This is a genomic window from Sphingobium yanoikuyae (genome assembly GCF_034424525.1).
GTDB classification, from domain to species: Bacteria; Pseudomonadota; Alphaproteobacteria; order Sphingomonadales; family Sphingomonadaceae; genus Sphingobium; species Sphingobium yanoikuyae.
On record NZ_CP139979.1, the window covers coordinates 666,999 to 685,221 of the forward strand.

An 18,223-nucleotide genomic window follows, 5' to 3' on the forward strand; every position below is an offset into this window, starting at 1 on the left:
AGCGCGCCCTAGTGCTTATCTGATTAAACCCCTTTTGATTTAGGAGCCTCAACATGGCCGAGATTACCGCTGCCGCCGTCAAGGAACTGCGCGACCGTTCGGGCGCGGGCATGATGGATTGCAAGAAGGCCCTCACCGAAGCCAATGGCGACATCGAAGCGGCGACCGACTGGCTGCGCGCCAAGGGTCTGGCTGCTGCCCAGAAGAAGTCGAGCCGCACCGCTGCTGAAGGCCTGGTCGGCGTTGCCGTCGCCGGCACCAAGGGCGTTGCCGTCGAAGTGAACAGCGAAACCGACTTCGTTGCCAAGAACGACCAGTTCCAGGACTTCGTTCGCACCGTGTCGACCGTTGCGCTGGAATCGGGCGCGGCTGACGCCGAAGCCCTGTCGGCCCAGCCGCACCCCGCCGGCGGCACCATCGCCGAAAAGCTGGTCGCCAACATCGCCACCATCGGCGAAAACCAGAATCTGCGTCGCGTCGCTCACGTCGAAGTGGCCGAAGGCGTCGTCGTGCCCTACGTGCACAACGCTGCTGCGCCGGGCCTCGGCAAGATCGGCGTGCTCGTCGCGCTCGAAGGCGATGCCCCCGCCGACGTTCTGGAGCCGCTGGGCAAGCAGCTGGCCATGCACATCGCCGCTGCCTTCCCGCTGGCCCTGTCGGCTGACGACATCGATCCGGCCCTGCTGGAGCGTGAGCGCGCGATCGCCGCTGAAAAGGCTGCCGAATCGGGCAAGCCCGCCGAAATCGTCGCCAAGATGGTCGACGGTGCGGTCGCCAAGTTCGCCAAGGAGCAGGCCCTGCTCTCGCAGCTGTTCGTGATGGACAACAAGACCCCGATCGCCGACGTCGTCGCCAAGGCGGCCAAGGATGCCGGCAAGTCGATCTCGCTCAAGTCCTATGTCCGCTTCCAGCTGGGCGAAGGCATCGAGAAGGAAGTCAGCGACTTCGCCGCCGAAGTGGCTGCTGCCGCCGGCGCCTGATCGCCGATCGAGCGACAAGCAAAGGGAAGGGGCGTCCTGCGGGGCGCCCTTTTTCTATGAGAGCGTGGTGCGTTCGGCGGTCGGCGCCGGTCGGGCCGGGCGCCATCGGTGCCGCTTTCTCCATGAAGAGGCTGGAGCGCACGACAAACGCCCCTTGGCATCGCGCTTTACCGCCTCTAATGTCCCGGCCGCTTCCCCTGCCAACCATCAAGGATTCTTGCCCCACATGACCCGGCCAGCCTTCAAACGCATCCTGCTGAAATTGTCGGGCGAGGTGCTGATGGGGTCCGGCCAGTTCGGCATCGATCCCGAGACCGTCGATCGCGTCGCTGGCGAAATCGCCGCCGCTAAGGATGCGGGCTTCGAACTGTGCGTGGTCGTGGGTGGCGGCAACATCTTCCGCGGCCTTGCCGGCGCGGCCAAGGGCTTCGACCGCACCAGCGCCGACTATATGGGCATGCTGGCGACCGTGATGAACGCGCTGGCGGTGCAGAATGCGCTGGAAAAGATCGGCTGCGACACCCGCGTTCAGTCGGCCATTCCGATGGCGTCGGTGTGTGAGCCCTATATCCGGCGCAAGGCCGTGCGCCACATGGAGAAGGGCCGGATCGTGATCTTCGCGGCGGGCACCGGCAATCCCTTCTTCACCACCGATACCACCGCAGCCCTGCGCGCAGCGGAAATGAACTGCGACGCGCTGTTCAAGGGCACCAGTGTCGATGGCATCTATGACGCCGATCCCAAGAAGGTGGCGGACGCCACCCGCTATGAGGCGATCAGCTTCGACCAGGTGCTGACCGACAATCTCAAGGTCATGGACGCCAGCGCGATCGCGCTGTGTCGTGAAAATCATATTCCCATCGTCGTCTTCAACATCCGCGAGGAAGGCAACCTGGCCAAGGTGCTGGCGGGTGAAGGCACCGCGACGATCGTGCAAAATCAGGAGCGCTAATAATGGCCCAGTATAACAAGTCCGACCTCGAACGCCGCATGGCCGGCGCAATCGAAGCGCTGAAGGGCGATCTCACCGGTCTGCGCACCGGCCGCGCCAATGTGCAGCTGCTCGATCCCGTCATGGTCACCGTCTATGGCGCCAACATGCCGCTGAACCAGGTCGCCACCGTGTCGGCGCCCGAGCCGCGCATGCTGTCGGTCCAGGTGTGGGACAAGGCCAATGTCGGCCCCTGCGACAAGGCGATCCGTTCGGCGGGCCTGGGCCTCAACCCGATCGTCGACGGCCAGACGCTGCGCCTGCCGATCCCCGACCTGACCGAGGAACGCCGCAAGGAACTGGCCAAGCTCGCCAGCAAATATGCCGAAGGCGCGCGCGTCGCCGTCCGCAACGTCCGTCGCGACGGCATGGACAGCCTGAAGACCGACGAGAAGAAGGGCGAGATCAGCGAAGACGAGCGCAAGCGTCTGGAAACCGAAGTCCAGAAGCTGACCGACGCCACCATCGTGGATATCGACGCGGCCGCTTCGGCCAAGGAAAAGGAAATCCTCGGCCAGTAAGCCGGGGCTTTTCTTTCGCGGCCAAAGCACGCATTCCTATCTGATGGCCACACAAGCCAAGCCCGATCTTACCAGCGCTGCGCCTGCCCATGGTGCGCGCCATGTCGCCATCATCATGGACGGCAATGGCCGCTGGGCGAAGAAGCGGCTGTTGCCGCGCATCGCCGGCCATCGCGCCGGGGTGGAGGCGGTGCGCCGCGTCGCCCGCGCGGCGCAGGATATGGGCCTTGAATGCCTGACGCTCTATGCCTTCTCCTCGGAGAACTGGAAGCGTCCGGCGACCGAAGTGTCCGACCTGATGGGACTGCTGCGCCATTTCATCCAGTCGGATATCGACGAGTTCCATGCCAATGGCGTGCGGCTGCGGGTGATCGGCAACTACAAGGCGCTGGAGCCTGGCCTGGTCGACCTGATCGAAAGCGCGATGGCGCGCACCGCCGCCAACACTGGCCCGGTGATCGCGATCGCGCTCAACTATGGCGCGCAGGACGAGATGGTGCGCGCGGCGCAGCGTCTGGCGCAGCGGGTGGCGAGCGGTGAATTGTCGGCCGAGAATATCGGCATCGAGGCGATCGACGCCGAACTCTACACCGCCGACCTGCCGCCGCTCGACCTGCTGATCCGCACCTCGGGCGAACAGCGGCTTAGCAATTTCATGCTGTGGCAGGCGGCTTATGCCGAACTCTATTTTACCGATATGCTCTGGCCTGATTTCGATGGCCGGGCATTGGCGCAGGCGCTCGACGCCTTCCGCATGAGGGACCGCCGTTTCGGCGGACTGTGAGTAACATGTCGAGTGAATTGCGGACCCGCACGATCGTTGGCCTTGGCCTGATCGCCATGGCTGTGGGCGCGCTGGTCTTTGGTGGCTTCGTCTTCTGGATGCTGCTGTCGATCGCCGGTGTGCTGATGATGGGCGAATGGGGCATGCTGACCGGCGCCTCGTCCGATCAGCGCAAGATGGCGATGTATGCCGTCTCGGTGCCGCTGGCGATCCTCTGCCCAGTGGCGGCGGGCGTGTCCTGGCTCGGTTTCGGCCTGATGATGGCCTCCTTCTTCTTCGTGCTGATCACCAGCCGCGCGATCAAGCTGGCGCTCGGCATTCTCTATATCTGCCTGCCGGTGATGGCGCTGCTGTTCCTGCGTGGGCAGGCGCCCGACAGCCATGGCCTGCTGCTGGCCTTCTGGGCGCTCGGCCTGGTCTGGGCGACCGATATCGGCGCCTATTTTGCCGGCCGCTCGATCGGCGGGCCCAAGCTGGCGCCGCGGGTCAGCCCGTCCAAGACCTGGTCGGGGCTGGGTGGCGGCGTGCTCGCGGCCCTGCTCACCGGCTTCCTTCTCTATCGTTTTGCCGACCTGCCGATCCAGCTGGCGGCGGCGAGCGGCCTGCTCGCCGTGGCGGCACAGCTTGGTGATCTGCTCGAAAGCGCGATGAAGCGCCGCGCCGGCGTCAAGGACAGCAGCAATCTCCTGCCCGGACATGGCGGGGTGATGGACCGGCTCGACGGCGTGGTGGCGGCCGCGCCGCTCGCCGCCTTGCTCTATCTGGTCCTGGCGGGCGCCTGATGCGCAGCGTTTCCGTCTTCGGCGCCACCGGATCGGTCGGCATGTCGACGCTGGACCTGATCCAGCGCGAACCCGATGCCCATGAAGTCATTGCCCTGACCGCCAACCGCGATGTCGCCGGCCTTGCCGCCGCCGCGCGCGCGGTCGGTGCGAAGGTCGCCGTGGTCGCGGACGAAGCCCAATATGGTGCGCTCAAGGACGCGCTCGCCGGATCGGGTGTCGAGGCGGCGGCGGGCGAGGGGGCTCTGGTCGATGCCGCGGCGGCGGGTGCCGACTGGACCATGGCCGCGATCGTCGGCTGCGCGGGCCTCAAGCCCACCATTGCCGCGCTGCAGGCCGGCGGCACGGTGGCGCTGGCCAACAAGGAATCGCTGGTGTCGGCCGGCGCGCTGATGATGCAGGCGGCGACCGCTTCGGGCGCGACGCTGCTGCCGGTGGACAGCGAGCATAATGCGATCTTCCAGTGCCTGGCCGGCAGCAGCCTGGACGATGTCGCCCGCATCATCCTGACCGCGAGCGGCGGGCCGTTTCGCACCCTGGGCTATGAGGATATGCGCGCCATCACGCCGGCGCAGGCCGTGGCGCATCCCAACTGGTCGATGGGCGCGAAGATCAGCGTCGACAGCGCGACGATGATGAACAAGGGGCTGGAACTGATCGAGGCGGCCCATCTCTTCCCGGTCGGGCTCGACCGGATCGAGATATTGGTCCACCCGCAATCGGTCATCCATTCGATGGTCGAATATCGCGACCGGTCCACTTTGGCACAGCTCGGCTCGCCCGACATGCGCATCCCGATCGCCCATGCGCTGGCCTGGCCGGCGCGGATCGCCACGCCCTGTCAGCCGCTCGACCTGGCCCGGATCGGCCGTCTGGACTTTGAAGCGCCCGACGACCGGCGTTTCCCCGCGCTGCGCCTGGCGCGCGCGGCGGCGCAGGCGGGCGACGCATCGGCCGCCATCCTCAACGCCGCGAACGAGGTCGCCGTGGCGGCCTTTCTGGCCGGCCGCATCGGCTTCCTTGATATCGCCATGATTGTGGAGGATGTTCTCAATCGCTATAGCGCGCCGATGCCTGCCTGCATGGACGATGTCCTGCACGCCGATGCAACGGCACGGGTTATGGCGGGTGATGTGATGGAAAGATTGACGGTTTGATCCACAATCCCGGTTTCCTGTTGACCATCTTGGCTTTCGTGGCGGTCATCGGGCCGCTCGTCTTCGTGCATGAACTGGGTCATTATCTGGTCGGACGCTGGTGCGGGGTGAAGGCGGAGGCCTTTTCGATCGGCTTCGGCCCGGAAATCGCCGCCTGGGTGGACAGGCGCGGCACCCGCTGGCGGCTCGCGGCGCTGCCGCTGGGCGGCTATGTTCGCTTCAAGGGCGACATGAACGCGGCCAGCCAGACCGATCCCAAATGGCTGGAAATGTCGGCGCAGGATCGCGCCGAAAGCTTCCCGGCCAAGCCGTTGTGGCAGCGCGCGGCGATCGTCGCCGCCGGCCCCGCGATCAATTTCCTCTTCGCTATCCTGATCCTGGCCGCCTTCGCCTTCCTGCATGGCGAAAGCCGGACCCCGGCGGTCGCCGGCATGGTCCAGCCCGGCAGCGCCGCTGCCATGGCCGGCATTCAGCCGGGCGATCGCATCGTCTCGCTCAATGGCCGGGCGATGAGCACCTTCGACGATATCCGCCTTTATGCCCAGATCCGGCCCGGCGAACCGGTGACGATCCTGCTCGACCGCAAGGGGCAGGTGATCGAGAAGCGGGGCCATGTCGGCGCGGTCAGCGAAGATGACGGCTTCGGCAACAAGTTCCGCATCGGACGTCTGGGCATCGCGCCGGGCGAACCGGTGATCGAACCGGTCAGCCTGCTGCGCGCACCCGTGGTGGCGATCGAGCGCACTGGCCAGATCATCCGCATCATGGTGGAGACGCTGGGCCAGGTGATCGGCGGCGATCGTTCGGTCAAGGAACTGGGCGGCCCGCTCAAGATCGCGCAGGTATCGGGGCAGGCGGCGACGCTGGGGCTGGAGAGCTTCATCTTCTTCATCGCCCTCATCTCGATTAATTTGGGGTTCATCAACCTCTTGCCAATTCCCATGCTGGATGGCGGTCATCTGCTTTTCTATGGGGTGGAGGCAGTGCAGCGGCGGCCGGTGAGCCCGCAGGTGCAGGATTGGGCCTATCGGTCGGGTCTGGCGCTGCTGATGACGGTCATGTTGCTGGTGACCTTCAACGATTTGTCGTCTTTCGGATTGTGGGAGCGGCTGTCCGGCTTGATCGGCTGAGCCGCATCGGGCAGGGAAGGCGCGGTTCGGCGCCGTCTATTTCTGGCGAAACAGTTTTTTACTTTTTTGAGGTGAGCGGGTGACAGCGATGAACAGCAGCAAGGGCCAGCGTCCGATCATCGCGGCCCTGTTGGCCACGACGATGATTGCGGGCCTGTCGGCCGTGCCGGCGATGGCCCAGAATGCGGCCCCGGCAGCACCGGCGGCTGCGCCGATCGCGGCGTCCACGGCCAATACGCCCGAAGGCACGATCCGCAGCATCACCGTGACCGGCACCCAGCGTCTGGAGCAGGACACGGTCATGTCCTACACCAAGCTGCGCGTGGGCCAGGCCTTCAGCCAGGAATCGCTCGATCAGGCGCTGCGCGACCTGTATGAGACCGAACTCTTCGCCGACGTCCAGATCCGCAACGATGGCGGCGCGCTGACCGTCGAGGTGAAGGAAAACCCCGTCATCAACCGTATCGTCCTTGAAGGTAATAAGCGCCTGAAGGACGACAAGATCCGTCCCGAAATAAAACTGGCGCCGCGCCAGATCTATACCCGCTCCAAGGTCCGCGCCGACGTCGCCCGCATCGTCGAGCTGTATCGCCGCCAGGGCCGCTTTGCCGCGACGATCGAGCCCAAGATGGTCCAACTGGACCAGAACCGCGTCGACATCGTGTTCGAAATCTCGGAAGGGCCCAAGTCCAAGGTCCGCCAGATCAACATCATCGGCAACGAGAAGTTCAAGGACGGCGAACTGCGCGGCCAGATGGTGACCAAGCAGTCGCGCTGGTTCCGCATCTTCTCGTCGGGCACCAGCTATGACCCGGATCGCCTGGCCTATGACCAGCAGAAGCTGCGCCAATTCTACCTGACCGAAGGCTATGCCGATTTCCGCGTGATCTCGGCCGTCGCGGAACTGACGCCTGATAAGCAGGACTTCATCATCACTTATGTGGTCGAGGAAGGGGATCGCTACAAGTTCGGCGACGTGAAGGTCGAATCCGATATTCGCGACCTGTCGGGCGATGCGCTGACCCGCCGCCTGCCGATGAAGAAGGGCGACTGGTACAATGCCAAGCAGGTCGAGGACACGGTCGACACGCTGAGCGAAACCGCCGGCCTGTTCGGCTATGCCTTCGCCCAGGTCGAACCCGACTTCAACCGGTCGAAGGACGACCTGACGATGGGGATCAATTTCCGCATCGCCAACGCCCCGCGCGTCTATGTCGAACGCGTCGATATCAACGGCAACACGCTGACCCAGGACAAGGTCGTCCGTCGCGAATTCCGCCTGGCCGAAGGCGACGCCTTCAACAGCTTCCTCGTCAAGCGCTCGAAGGATCGCATCAACTCGCTCGGCTTCTTCCAGGAGAAGCTGGACATCGAGCAGAAGCCCGGCTCGGCGCCCGACCGCATCGTGCTGGAAACCAACGTCCAGGAAAAGTCGACCGGCGAACTCTCGCTCTCGGCCGGCTACTCCTCGCTCGAACGCTTCATCATCTCGGCGTCGATCACCCAGCGCAACTTCCGCGGCAAGGGCCAGGAACTGCGCACCTCGGTCAATTATTCGGCTTATTCCAAGTCGGTCGAAGTGGGTTTCACCGAGCCCTATTTCATGGACAAGAATATCGCGCTGGGTGGCGATATCTATCGTCGCGACCTCAACAGCTTCCGTTATCTCAGCAATAACGACCGCGACACCACCTATGAACAGACCACGACCGGCTTCCAGCTGCGTGCCGGCGTGCCGATCACCGAATATGTCTCGCTGGCGCTGCGCTACACGCTGAACTTCGACGACGTGACGCTGGACAAGGACACCTATTATACCGACGGCGTCTGCGACCCGCTGCTGGCCGGCCGCTATCTCTGCGACGCCATCGGCAAGCGCACCACCTCGTCGATCGGCTACTCGCTGATCTATGATACCCGCGACAACCGCATCCGTCCGACCCGCGGCCAGACCGTTACGCTGAGCCAGGATTTCGCGGGTCTGGGCGGCGACGTCCGCTACATCCGGACCCGCGCCAATGCTGCCAAATATTGGGGCCTGGGCGGCGGCTTCATCTTCTCGCTGACGGGGGAAGGCGGCTATATCCACAGCCTCCAGGGCACGCGCTATGACGCCACCGGCGCCGAAGTCGACCCGATCCGCCTGACCGACCGCTTCTTCCTGGGCGAACCGCAGATGCGCGGCTTCGACATTCGCGGCGTTGGTCCGCGCGTGAAGCGCTATTATGTGACGCTCAACTCGGAAACGGGGGACTATGAGCGCCGGACCGGCAACAATAATGTGTCGGACGACGCGCTCGGCGGCCGTGTCTACTATATGGGGCGGGCAGAAATGGAGATCCCGCTGGGATCTGGCGCGCGTGAAATGGGGCTGCGGCCGTCGATCTTTGTTGACGCTGGCGCGGTTGCTGGCCTGAAAAATCCAGGCACGATCAACTTCCCAGGTTACTGTAGTGCGACCGGCCTGACGACGGTGCGGGCTGACGGCACCGCCAAGAATCCGATCTGTCCGGCTGCTTATACCTCTGTGTCGGATTTTGCCGTTAGTGGCGGCTTCGAAGAAGATTATCTGGGCGACACGCTTTCTCCGCGTCTGTCCGTGGGCTTCGGTGTCAACTGGAACTCGCCCTTCGGGCCGTTCCGCATCGACATCGCCAAGGCCCTGCTCAAGGAACCAGGGGACGACAACAAACTCATCACCTTCAACGTAGGGACTCAATTCTGATGAAGACGTTTATCAAGGCTTTGGCGCTCGGTATCGCGCCTGTCACCGCCATCGCTCTGACCGCAGCGCCGGCCGCTGCCCAGTCGAAGCAGGGCATCGCCGTCGTCGATCTGCAGCGCGCGGTTGCCACCAGCGCCGCCTATTCGACCGCCCGCACCCAGATCCAGACCACCTACAAGGCGCAGATCGACAGCTTCACCGCGCGCAAGACCGCGATCGACACTGATCTCAAGACCAAGGGCGACGCCCTGCAGGCTGCCCTGAAGGCGGCCGGCGGCAAGCCGACCCCGGCGATCGAAACCCAGTATCAGCAGTTCCAGCAGTCGCAGCAGACCGCGCAGGCCGAACTGCAGCGCCTGGGCCAGCCGATCGCGCTCGCCAACGCCTATGTCGAGGAACAGATCACCGCCAAGCTGTCGGACGCGCTGAAGGCCGCCATGACCAAGGCGAAGGTCGACCTGGTCCTGTCGCCCGACGCGACCGTGTCCTATCAGCCGACCGTCGACATCACGGCCGCGGTCGTGACCGAACTCAACACGCTGGTGCCCAGCGTCGGCATCACCCCGCCCGCCGGCTGGCAGCCGGGCGGTCGTCAGGGCCAGGCTGCGGCCCCGGCCGCTGCCGCTCCGGCCCCCGCCAACCCGGCGCAGGCGCCCAAGTCGCGCTGATAAGATGACCGGAGAGGTTGATAACAAGGAAGCCCGTGGCCCGATGGATATCCGTCGGGTCATGGCTGCCCTGCCGCATCGCTACCCGATGCTGCTGGTTGACCGCGTGGCGTCGCTGGTGCCGAGCCAGTCGATCCACGCGATCAAGGCGGTGTCGATGAACGAGCCCTTCTTCCAGGGGCATTTCCCCGGCCGGCCGATCATGCCGGGCGTGCTGATCGTCGAGGCCATGGCCCAGGCGGCCGGCGTGCTGGTGGTCGATTCGCTGGGGCTCGCGGATTCCGGCAAGCTCGTCTATTTCATGAGCATCGACGGCGCGAAGTTCCGGACCCCTGTGGAGCCGGGCTGCCTGCTCGACCTGCATGTCGAAGTGACGCAGATGCGCGGCGCGGTCTGCAAGTTCGCCGGCCGTGCGCTGATCGACGGCAAGCTGGCGGCGGAAGCCAATTTCGTCGCGATGATCGCCGATCCGCCCAAGGACTGAGCGAAGGCACATCCTTTTCCTTGCTTTGGCGCGCCGAAAACGCTAACGGCGCGCCTTCGCATTTTATCGCATCCATAGCCGGTCGGAACCGGCACACACACGGAGCAAGACGCCATGAAGGCCGATACCCACCCCGATTACCACTTCATCACCGTCCAGATGACCGACGGCACCACCTTCCAGACCCGCTCGACTTGGGGCAAGGAAGGCGACACGATGGCGCTCGACATCGACCCCAAGTCGCACCCGGCCTGGACCGGCGGCAACCGCCAGCTGGACACCGGTGGCCAGGTTGCGCGCTTCAACAAGCGCTTTGGCGGCCTGACGCTGAAGAAGTAATCGGCCTTTCACAGGCACGATATCGAAAGGGCGCCCAACCGGGCGCCCTTTTTTTGTGCCTGGGCGCGATGCGCACGGCACAAAAAAGGGCCTCCAGCTAAAAGCTGGAGGCCGAGGTTCAGGGGAGGATCAGCGGCGACAGAGGGGGATCTGCAAGGGGATGCCGCTGACAAGGAATGATCTAACCCGCAAATGCTGCGGGCGAATGTCCCGATTATTACCGAGGCCGATCGGTGCTGAAATGTCGGGACAAGCCAAGGCCGTCACCCCAGTGAAAGCTGGGGTCTTAGGCGATGAAGCGTGACAAGGCCACAGATCCCAGCCTTCGCTGGGATGACGAAATGAAAGGCCGACTGGCGCCCGCGCGCCGCCCTGGTCAGGCGCCGGCGCGGTCCGCGTCGAGGAACGCCGCCACATCGTCCAGCACGACATCCTTCGACAGGAAGGTCTGGCCGATGCCGCGCGCCAGCAGGAAGGGCAGGGTGCCCGCCGCCATCTTCTTGTCGTGCAGCATATGCGCCACCAGCGCCGCGCCGTCGGCCTTTACATGGGCGCTGGCCAGGTCATGGGGCAGGCCGATCGCCTTCAGATGCGCGGTGACCCGTTCCGCATCCTGCGCGCTGCACAGGCCAAGGCGCGCCGAATAGCGGAAGGCAAGCGCCATGCCGGCGGCCACGCCCTCGCCATGGAGCAGCGTGTCGGAAAAGCCGGTATCGGCCTCCAGCGCATGGCCGAAGGTGTGGCCAAGGTTCAGCAGGGCGCGCCGGCCGGTCGTCTCGCGCTCGTCATCGGCGACGATCGCCGCCTTGGCGCGCACGCTGCGCTCGATCGCATAGGTGCGGGCTTCCGCGTCGCCGGCCAGCAGCCGGTCGGCATTGGCTTCGCACCAGGCAAAGAAGTCGGGATCGTCGATCAGGCCATATTTGACCACCTCGGCATAGCCGGCGCGGGTTTCGCGCAGCGGCAGGCTGTCGAGCACCGACGGGTCGATCAGCACCAGGCTGGGCTGGTAGAAGCTGCCGATCAGATTCTTGCCGGCGCGTGCGTTGATCGCGGTCTTGCCGCCGACCGAGCTGTCGACCTGCGCCAGCAGGGTGGTGGGCAACTGCACGAAATGGCAGCCGCGCTTCAGGATGGACGACGCAAAGCCGACCAGATCGCCGATCACGCCGCCGCCCAGCGCGATCACATGGTCGCCACGCTCGATCTCCAGCGCCAGCAGCGCGTCGAGCAGTTCCTCCAGATGGCGCCAGCTCTTGGTCTGTTCGCCCGCCGGCAGGATGATCGGTTCGATGACGATATTGGCGCGGCGCAGGCTGGCGTCGAGCCGGGGGAGTTGCGCCGCCGCGACATGGGTGTCGGTGACGACGACCAGCCGCCCGCCACGGGCATAGCGCGCCAGATGGTCGGCCGCACGATCGAGCGCGCCCTGTTCGATGACGATGTCATAGCTGCGCGCGCCCAGCGCGACGGGGACTAGTGCCATGCGGATAGCTGCTCCAGGATGCGGTCGACGGCGACCTCGTGCGGCGCGGCGATGCTCTTCACATGGATCGGCGCCAGCGCGTAGATGGGGTTGCGGACCGCCGCCAGTTCGGTCAGCACGATGCGCGGGTCGCGATCCTTCAGCAGCGGGCGCCCTTCACGGCGCGACACGCGGTCGACCAGCACCTCGATATCGGCATCCAGCCAGATGGTGGTGGCATGGTCCAGGATCAGCGCGCGGGTCTCGTCCTGCATGAAGGCGCCGCCGCCGGTTGCGATCACCTTGGGCACGCCGTCCATCAGCCGGGCGATCACCCGGCGCTCGCCATCGCGGAAATGGGCCTCGCCATAGCGGGCGAAGATCTCGCTCACGCTCATGCCGGCGGCCCGCTCAATCTCCTCATCGGCATCGACGAAGCTCAGGCCCAGGCGCGCGGCAAGGCGCCGGCCGACGGTGGATTTGCCCACGCCCATCATGCCGATCAGCACGATCGGGCCGCGCTTGGCTTTGCTCTCCGGGAATTTGCTGTTTCGCTGCATGGCGAGGGGGGCTATACAGCCAGCCGTCGCTGAGGCAAACGCAACTTTCCCCTGTCGTCCGGCAAACATCGCCGGGCCAGCCGCAGAAGAGACCATGAAGAATAATCGTTCCCTGAGCAGTTTCGAAGGCGGTTCGCGCCGTCGCACCCGTCTGCCGATCCTTCCGATCGCGGCGGTGTTGGTTCTTGTCCTGCTGATCGGCGTGCTCTGGTCGCGCGGTGGCGAGCAGCCGCAACAGCCCGTCGAGAAGGTCATCCCGGCCGAGAAACTGGGTCAGTAAGCCGCATGAGCCGCCTGCGGGGGAATGCGAAATGGGCGCTGGGCAGCTTTGCGCTCGCCCTGGCGCTGCCGGTCGTCGCGCAGCAGGCGCCCGAATCGCTGTTGCCGCCCGGTTTTGGTGATCCGGCCCCGGCGCCGACCCCCACGCCCGCGCAGCCGGCCCGTCCGGCATCGCCCGCACCGGTCGTCCCGACCGTGCCGGTCACGCCGTCGCCGTCGGGCGAAATCGTCCAGCCGCTCGACCTGTCGGTCGCCAATGCGGTGGACAATGCCGCCGAGGCGATGAGCGCGGACGAACTGGCCGCTGAAAAGGCCAAATATGACCTGCCGCAGAGCGCCCGCCGCTCGCTCGACCGCATCGGCCCGCTGACGCCGGCCACGCGCGGCATGGAACCGGACGCCTTCGGCGCGGAATATGGCCCCTATCTCGCCACGCTGATGAAGCAGACCCATGCGCCGATCCTGTCGCGCTGGGCCTCCATCCTGCTGCGGCGCGCGCTGCTGAGCGCCACAAACACGCCGCGCGGCATCAATGGCGCTAACTGGGCGGCCGAGCGCGCTTGGCTGCTGCTGCGCATGGGCGAGGCGGATAGCGCCCGGCTGCTGGTGCAGAGCGTCGACCCCGACAAATATACGCCGCGTCTCTACGCGATCGCGATGCAGACCTATCTGGCGACCGCCGATCCTGCGGGCCTGTGCCCGCTGTCGGCGGGCGCGCTGCGCACCAGCAAGGAGCCGGGCTGGGACATGACGCGGGCGATCTGCCCGGCGCTGTCGGGCGATCAGGGTTCGGCCAGCGCTGCACTCAATCAGGCCCAGCGCAAGGGTGTGGTGCGCGGCATCGATTATCGCTTGGCCGAAAAGATGGTCGGCGCGGGCTTCAATGCGCGTCGTTCGGTCAAGATCGAATGGGACGGCGTCGATGGCCTCACCGCCTGGCGCTATGGCCTGGCGACGGCGCTCAACGTGCCGATCCCCGACGACATGTTCGGTAGCGTCGGCCCGCACGTCCGTGCTTGGGAAGCCCGCGCGCCGGCCCTGACCGCCGTGCGTCGCTTGCCGGGCAGCGAAGTCGCGGCGCGACTGGGCGTCTTCTCCAGCGAGGCGCTGGTCAATTTCTATGCCGAGCTGGGCAGCGAAGGCGATCTCGCGTCCGATCTGGCCGATCGCGTCGATGCGCTGCGCAATGCCTATTCCGGCCCGACTGCGGATGCCCGCATCCAGGCGATGCAGACGCTGTGGCGGGACAATGGCGCGCCCGATTATGTCGGCCTGATCGCCACGGCCCGCGCCGCCGCCGCACTGCCCGTGTCGCAGGCCGATGCGCGCGATGCCGCCAATCTGGTCGCGGCGATGCTGACAGCCGGCTATGATCGCAATGCGGCCCGCTGGGCACAGGCGATCGGCCAGATCGATGGCGATGGCGCGCAGGATTTCTGGGCCTTGCTCGCGGTCGGTGCCCCCAGCACAGTCGTCGACAGCGGCAGCAGCCGCATCTCCAGCTATGTCGGTGAAGCCGGCCCTGAGAAGGGACGGATGCTGATCGCCGCACTGGCGGGCCTGTCGCGCCTGTCGGCCAATGATGCGGCCGTGCTGGCGCAGGATAATGGCTTCACCCTGGCCGCCAACAGCCGCTGGGCGCGCGCGATCGACGCCGCGTCGCAGCGGGGCGAGAAGGCGACCGTGGCGCTGCTCGCTGCCGTCGGCATGCAGGGTCGCGACTGGCATCGCCTGCCGCCCGGCCATCTCTATCATGTGGTGGCGGCGCTGCATCGCGTCGGGCTGGACCCGGAGGCGCGGATGATCGCGGCCGAGGCCCTGACCCGCCTGTCCTGACCCGGTCCGGGGCGATGGATGATGATGCCGTCCTGATCGACCGCTTCCTCGAAATGATGGCGGCGGAACGGGGGGCGTCGCGCAACACGCTGCTTGCCTATCGCACGGACCTTCAGGGCGCGGGCGAGATTGTCGGCGGGCTTGCCGCCGCCAGCCAGGATGCGCTCGGCCGGCTTGCTGGCGAATGGGCGCCGCTCGCCGCCTCCACCGTGGCGCGAAAGGCGTCCGCGCTGCGCGCCTTCTACGCTTTTCTGGAGGAAGAGGGGCTGCGCGCCGACAATCCCGGCGCGGCATTGCCCCGGCCGGTCACACGCCGGCCGCTGCCCAAGATATTGTCGTCGCAGGAGGTCGATTCGCTTTTTGCCCTGATCGCGCAGCGGGTGGAGACGGCGCATCCCGCGCCGCTCGACCTGCGGCTCTCGGCGCTGATCGAACTTCTCTATGGCTCGGGTCTGCGCGCAACCGAACTGGTTTCGCTGCCGCGCAAGGCACTGGCGGTTGATCGCCCCTTCCTCATCATCAAGGGCAAGGGCGCGCGCGAACGGCTGGTGCCGATCTCCGACCGCGCCCGTGCTGCCGTCGCCACCTGGCTCGCCCATGTCCCGGCCGACAGCCCCTGGCTTTTCCCCTCAGGCAAGAGCCATGTCAGCCGCATCCGCCTCTATCAGCTGGTGAAGCAACTGGCCGCGGCGGCCGGCATCGCACCCGAACGGGTCAGCCCCCATGTGCTGCGCCATGCCTTTGCCACCCATTTGCTGGAGGGCGGGGCGGACCTGCGCGCGCTGCAATCGATGCTGGGCCATGCCGATATCGGCACGACGCAAATCTACACCCATGTCGACAGCCGCCGGCTGGTCGAACTGGTCAACAGTCGGCACCCGCTGGCCGGCATGCAAGCCAGGATCGCGCATCCCCGCGTTGACGGCGACGCGTCCGCGCCTTAACGCCATCCGCCATGGTAAGCTTTCTCGAATTTGAAAAGCCGGTCGCAGAGCTGGAAGCCCGCATCATCGAACTGCGCCAGACGGCCTCCGTCGGCGACATCGACATCAGTGGCGAGATCAACACGCTGGAACAGCGTGCCGACAAGATGCTGTCGGACATCTATGCCAAGCTGACGCCCTGGCAGAAGACGCAGGTGGCCCGCCACCCCGAACGCCCGCACTTCAAGGATTATGTCGCGGGCATGTTCGACAATTTCATGCCGCTGGCCGGCGACCGCGCCTTTGCCGACGATCAGGCGATCATCGGCGGCTTCGCGACGTTGGGCGAGCGCAAGGTCATGGTCATCGGCCATGAAAAGGGCGACGACACTGCCAGCCGCGTCCGCCACAATTTCGGCATGGCCAAGCCCGAAGGCTATCGCAAGGCGATCCGCCTGATGGAACTGGCTGATCGCTTCGGCTTGCCGGTCGTCACGCTGGTCGATACCTCGGGTGCCTTCCCTGGCGTCCAGGCCGAAGAACGCGGCCAGGCCGAAGCCATTGCCCGTTCGACCGAAGCCTGTCTGGCGCTCGGCGTCCCCATGGTCGCGGCCGTGGTGGGTGAGGGCGGCTCGGGCGGCGCAGTGGCGCTGGCTGCGGCCAATCGCGTGCTGATGTTCGAACATGCCGTCTATTCGGTGATCTCGCCCGAAGGCTGCGCCTCGATCCTGTGGCGCACCGCCGACAAGGCCAGCGACGCGGCGACCGCGATGCAGGTCACGGCGCAGCATTTGAAGGGCCTGGGCGTGATCGACCGTATCGTCGTAGAGCCAGTGGGCGGCGCCCATCGCGAGCCGGTGCAGGCGATCGCCAACCTGGGCGCAGCCATCGGCGAGGAACTGGACGCGCTGTCCGGCCTCGAACCGCAGGCGCTGCGCACCGATCGCGCCGACAAGTTCCTGGCCATCGGTATCTGACGTCAATTTCCCGGAACAGCATCCTGTCCTCGCTCGTTACGGCACGGTAACAGGGGGCAGGGTGTCAAGGATGGGAATGGAATGAATCGGACATGGTTGTCGGCCGGCCTTGGCGTCGGCCTGATCGTCGCGGGCGTGGCGCCGGCGGTGCTGGGGCAGCAGCGGGCGATTCGCACCGTTTCCTCGATCAGCGCGCAGGACAAGGCATCGGGTGCCAAGCAGCATCCCGAACTGCTCAAGGAATTTGGCGGCGCCTATGTGGGGCCGCAGGCGCGCTATGTGGAGTCGGTCGGACGCCGTATCGCGGTCCAGTCGGGCCTCTCCAATGCGCAGGGCGATTTCACCGTCACCCTGCTCAACTCCCCGGTCAACAACGCCTTCGCCATCCCCGGCGGCTATGTCTATGTCACGCGCCAGTTGATGGCGCTGATGAACGACGAGGCGCAGCTGGCCGGCGTGCTGGGTCATGAAGTCGGCCATGTCGCCGCCCAGCATGGCCAGCGGCGCCAGCAGGCGGCGCAGCGCAACGCGATCGGCGGCGCGCTGCTGCAGGTGCTGACCGGCGCCTTGCTGGGCGATTCGGCCCTGGGCGGCGTGCTGCAGCAGGGGATTGGCACCGGCAGCCAGCTTCTGACCCTCAAATTCTCGCGCAGCCAGGAATATGAGGCGGACGATCTGGGCATCCGCTACCTCGCCTCGGCCGGCTATGATCCCCGTGCGCTGTCGGACATGCTTGCCTCGCTGGCGGCGCAGACCAGCCTGGACCAGCGGGTATCGGGCGACGCACGCTCCATGCCCGAATGGGCCAGCACCCACCCTGATCCGGGTGAGCGCGTCGATCGGGCGGCGCAGATGGCGTCACGCACCGGCGCGACCAGCACGTTGCGCAACCGCGATGCCTTTCTGACGGCGCTCAATGGCGTCCTCTATGGCGACGATCCCAAGCAGGGCGTGATCGATGGCAGCCGCTTCCGTCACCCGGACCTGCGCCTGTCCTTCACCGCGCCCTCGGGCTTCGGCATGGAAAATGGCGCGGACGCGGTCAGCATCACCGGTTCGGGCGGTCAGGCGCAGTTCGGCGGCATGGCCTATAATGGCAATTTGTCGACCTATATCGATTCGGTGCTCAAGCGAGTCGCGGGCAATGCCGGCGCCCCGCCCGCGGGTGAGGTGCAGCGCACGACGATCAACGGCCTGCCGGCCGCCTGGCGCACGGTGCGCGCCAACACCAAGTCGGGGCAGATCGACGCCACGGTCTTCGCTTATGATTTCGGCGGCGGAAAGGCCTATCATTTCTTGCTGCTGACCCCGGTGGGCAAGGGCATTGGCCCGTTCGACTCGATGGTCCGTTCGGTCCAGCGCCTGTCGGCGCAGGATGCGGCGGCGATCAAGCCGCGCCGGGTCAATCTGGTCACCGTCAAGGCGGGCGACACCGTCCAGTCGCTTGGCCGCCGCATGGCCTATAGCGATTATCCGCTGGAGCGCTTCCTGGTGCTGAACGCCCTCAACGAACGCTCCGTGCTGAAGCCGGGCGATCGGGTGAAGATCGTCACCTGGTAAGATTCGGCAGACTCCAGGCAAAGAAAAAGGGCGGCGGAATTGCTTCCGCCGCCCTTTTCTAA

The 18,223-nt window shown here is 65.9% G+C and carries 18 protein-coding genes; 16 read left to right on the forward strand and 2 right to left on the reverse strand.

Features of this window, described 5'->3' with window-relative positions:
• Positions 1-53 precede the first annotated feature (53 nt).
• The 11 genes from tsf to rpmE all read left to right on the forward strand — a co-directional run bounded on the left by tsf (position 54) and on the right by rpmE (position 10,561).
• Complete coding sequence (gene tsf, locus U0025_RS03080; RefSeq protein ID WP_004211172.1) at positions 54-980, forward strand: translation elongation factor Ts; 927 nt, start codon at positions 54-56, stop codon at positions 978-980.
• A 226-nt stretch (positions 981-1,206) separates the two neighbouring features.
• Complete coding sequence (gene pyrH, locus U0025_RS03085; protein WP_004211175.1) at positions 1,207-1,932, forward strand: UMP kinase; 726 nt, start codon at positions 1,207-1,209, stop codon at positions 1,930-1,932.
• 2 nt (positions 1,933-1,934) lie between these two features.
• Positions 1,935-2,492: a ribosome recycling factor gene (gene frr / locus U0025_RS03090; protein ID WP_004211176.1), complete on the forward strand. Its 558-nt coding sequence runs from the start codon at positions 1,935-1,937 to the stop codon at positions 2,490-2,492.
• A 43-nt stretch (positions 2,493-2,535) separates the two neighbouring features.
• On the forward strand, positions 2,536-3,276 hold the full coding sequence (locus tag U0025_RS03095; RefSeq protein ID WP_004211178.1) for an isoprenyl transferase: 741 nt from the start codon (positions 2,536-2,538) through the stop codon (positions 3,274-3,276).
• Between the two features lie 5 nt (positions 3,277-3,281).
• On the forward strand, positions 3,282-4,058 hold the full coding sequence (locus tag U0025_RS03100) for a phosphatidate cytidylyltransferase (protein WP_004211179.1): 777 nt from the start codon (positions 3,282-3,284) through the stop codon (positions 4,056-4,058).
• Positions 4,058-5,215, forward strand: coding sequence for a 1-deoxy-D-xylulose-5-phosphate reductoisomerase (locus tag U0025_RS03105; protein WP_004211180.1), 1,158 nt, complete (start codon positions 4,058-4,060; stop codon positions 5,213-5,215). The genes U0025_RS03100 and U0025_RS03105 overlap by 1 nt, the downstream gene beginning before the upstream one ends.
• Positions 5,212-6,345, forward strand: a complete 1,134-nt coding sequence (gene rseP, locus U0025_RS03110) for an RIP metalloprotease RseP (RefSeq protein WP_004211182.1) — start codon at positions 5,212-5,214, stop codon at positions 6,343-6,345. The genes U0025_RS03105 and rseP overlap by 4 nt, the downstream gene beginning before the upstream one ends.
• Before the next feature lie 88 nt (positions 6,346-6,433).
• Positions 6,434-9,070 carry an outer membrane protein assembly factor BamA gene (gene bamA / locus U0025_RS03115; RefSeq protein ID WP_037491135.1) on the forward strand — a complete coding sequence of 879 codons (2,637 nt, stop codon included), beginning with the start codon at positions 6,434-6,436 and terminating at the stop codon, positions 9,068-9,070.
• Positions 9,070-9,738: an OmpH family outer membrane protein gene (locus tag U0025_RS03120; RefSeq protein ID WP_004211184.1), complete on the forward strand. Its 669-nt coding sequence runs from the start codon at positions 9,070-9,072 to the stop codon at positions 9,736-9,738. The genes bamA and U0025_RS03120 overlap by 1 nt, the downstream gene beginning before the upstream one ends.
• A 4-nt stretch (positions 9,739-9,742) precedes the next feature.
• Positions 9,743-10,222, forward strand: coding sequence for a 3-hydroxyacyl-ACP dehydratase FabZ (fabZ, locus tag U0025_RS03125; RefSeq protein WP_004211185.1), 480 nt, complete (start codon positions 9,743-9,745; stop codon positions 10,220-10,222).
• A gap of 114 nt (positions 10,223-10,336) precedes the next feature.
• Positions 10,337-10,561, forward strand: a complete 225-nt coding sequence (rpmE, locus tag U0025_RS03130; protein ID WP_004211187.1) for a 50S ribosomal protein L31 — start codon at positions 10,337-10,339, stop codon at positions 10,559-10,561.
• Positions 10,562-10,937: 376 nt separating this feature from the next.
• Here the strand turns inward: rpmE and aroB are convergent, their stop codons facing one another.
• Together aroB and U0025_RS03140 are read right to left on the reverse strand one after the other, a co-directional pair.
• Entirely contained in the window at positions 10,938-12,047 is a 1,110-nt protein-coding gene (gene aroB, locus U0025_RS03135; protein WP_004211189.1) for a 3-dehydroquinate synthase, read from the reverse strand.
• Entirely contained in the window at positions 12,038-12,586 is a 549-nt protein-coding gene (locus U0025_RS03140; RefSeq protein WP_004211191.1) for a shikimate kinase, read from the reverse strand. The genes aroB and U0025_RS03140 overlap by 10 nt, the downstream gene beginning before the upstream one ends.
• Positions 12,587-12,680: 94 nt before the next feature.
• Between U0025_RS03140 and U0025_RS03145 the strand changes: the two genes are divergently transcribed.
• The 5 genes from U0025_RS03145 to U0025_RS03165 all read left to right on the forward strand — a co-directional run bounded on the left by U0025_RS03145 (position 12,681) and on the right by U0025_RS03165 (position 18,161).
• Entirely contained in the window at positions 12,681-12,866 is a 186-nt protein-coding gene (locus U0025_RS03145) for a hypothetical protein (protein ID WP_004211192.1), read from the forward strand.
• 5 nt (positions 12,867-12,871) lie between these two features.
• A complete protein-coding gene (locus U0025_RS03150; protein ID WP_004211194.1) occupies positions 12,872-14,701 on the forward strand; it encodes a hypothetical protein in 1,830 nt (609 codons plus the stop codon).
• Positions 14,702-14,715: 14 nt separating this feature from the next.
• Complete coding sequence (locus U0025_RS03155) at positions 14,716-15,645, forward strand: tyrosine recombinase (RefSeq protein ID WP_004211196.1); 930 nt, start codon at positions 14,716-14,718, stop codon at positions 15,643-15,645.
• An 11-nt stretch (positions 15,646-15,656) separates the two neighbouring features.
• Positions 15,657-16,601 carry an acetyl-CoA carboxylase carboxyltransferase subunit alpha gene (locus U0025_RS03160; RefSeq protein WP_004211198.1) on the forward strand — a complete coding sequence of 315 codons (945 nt, stop codon included), beginning with the start codon at positions 15,657-15,659 and terminating at the stop codon, positions 16,599-16,601.
• Positions 16,602-16,682: 81 nt separating this feature from the next.
• The gene (locus U0025_RS03165; protein ID WP_004211199.1) at positions 16,683-18,161 is read left to right on the forward strand and encodes a M48 family metalloprotease; all 1,479 of its coding nucleotides are present in this window, start codon (positions 16,683-16,685) and stop codon (positions 18,159-18,161) included.
• Positions 18,162-18,223 lie beyond the last annotated feature (62 nt).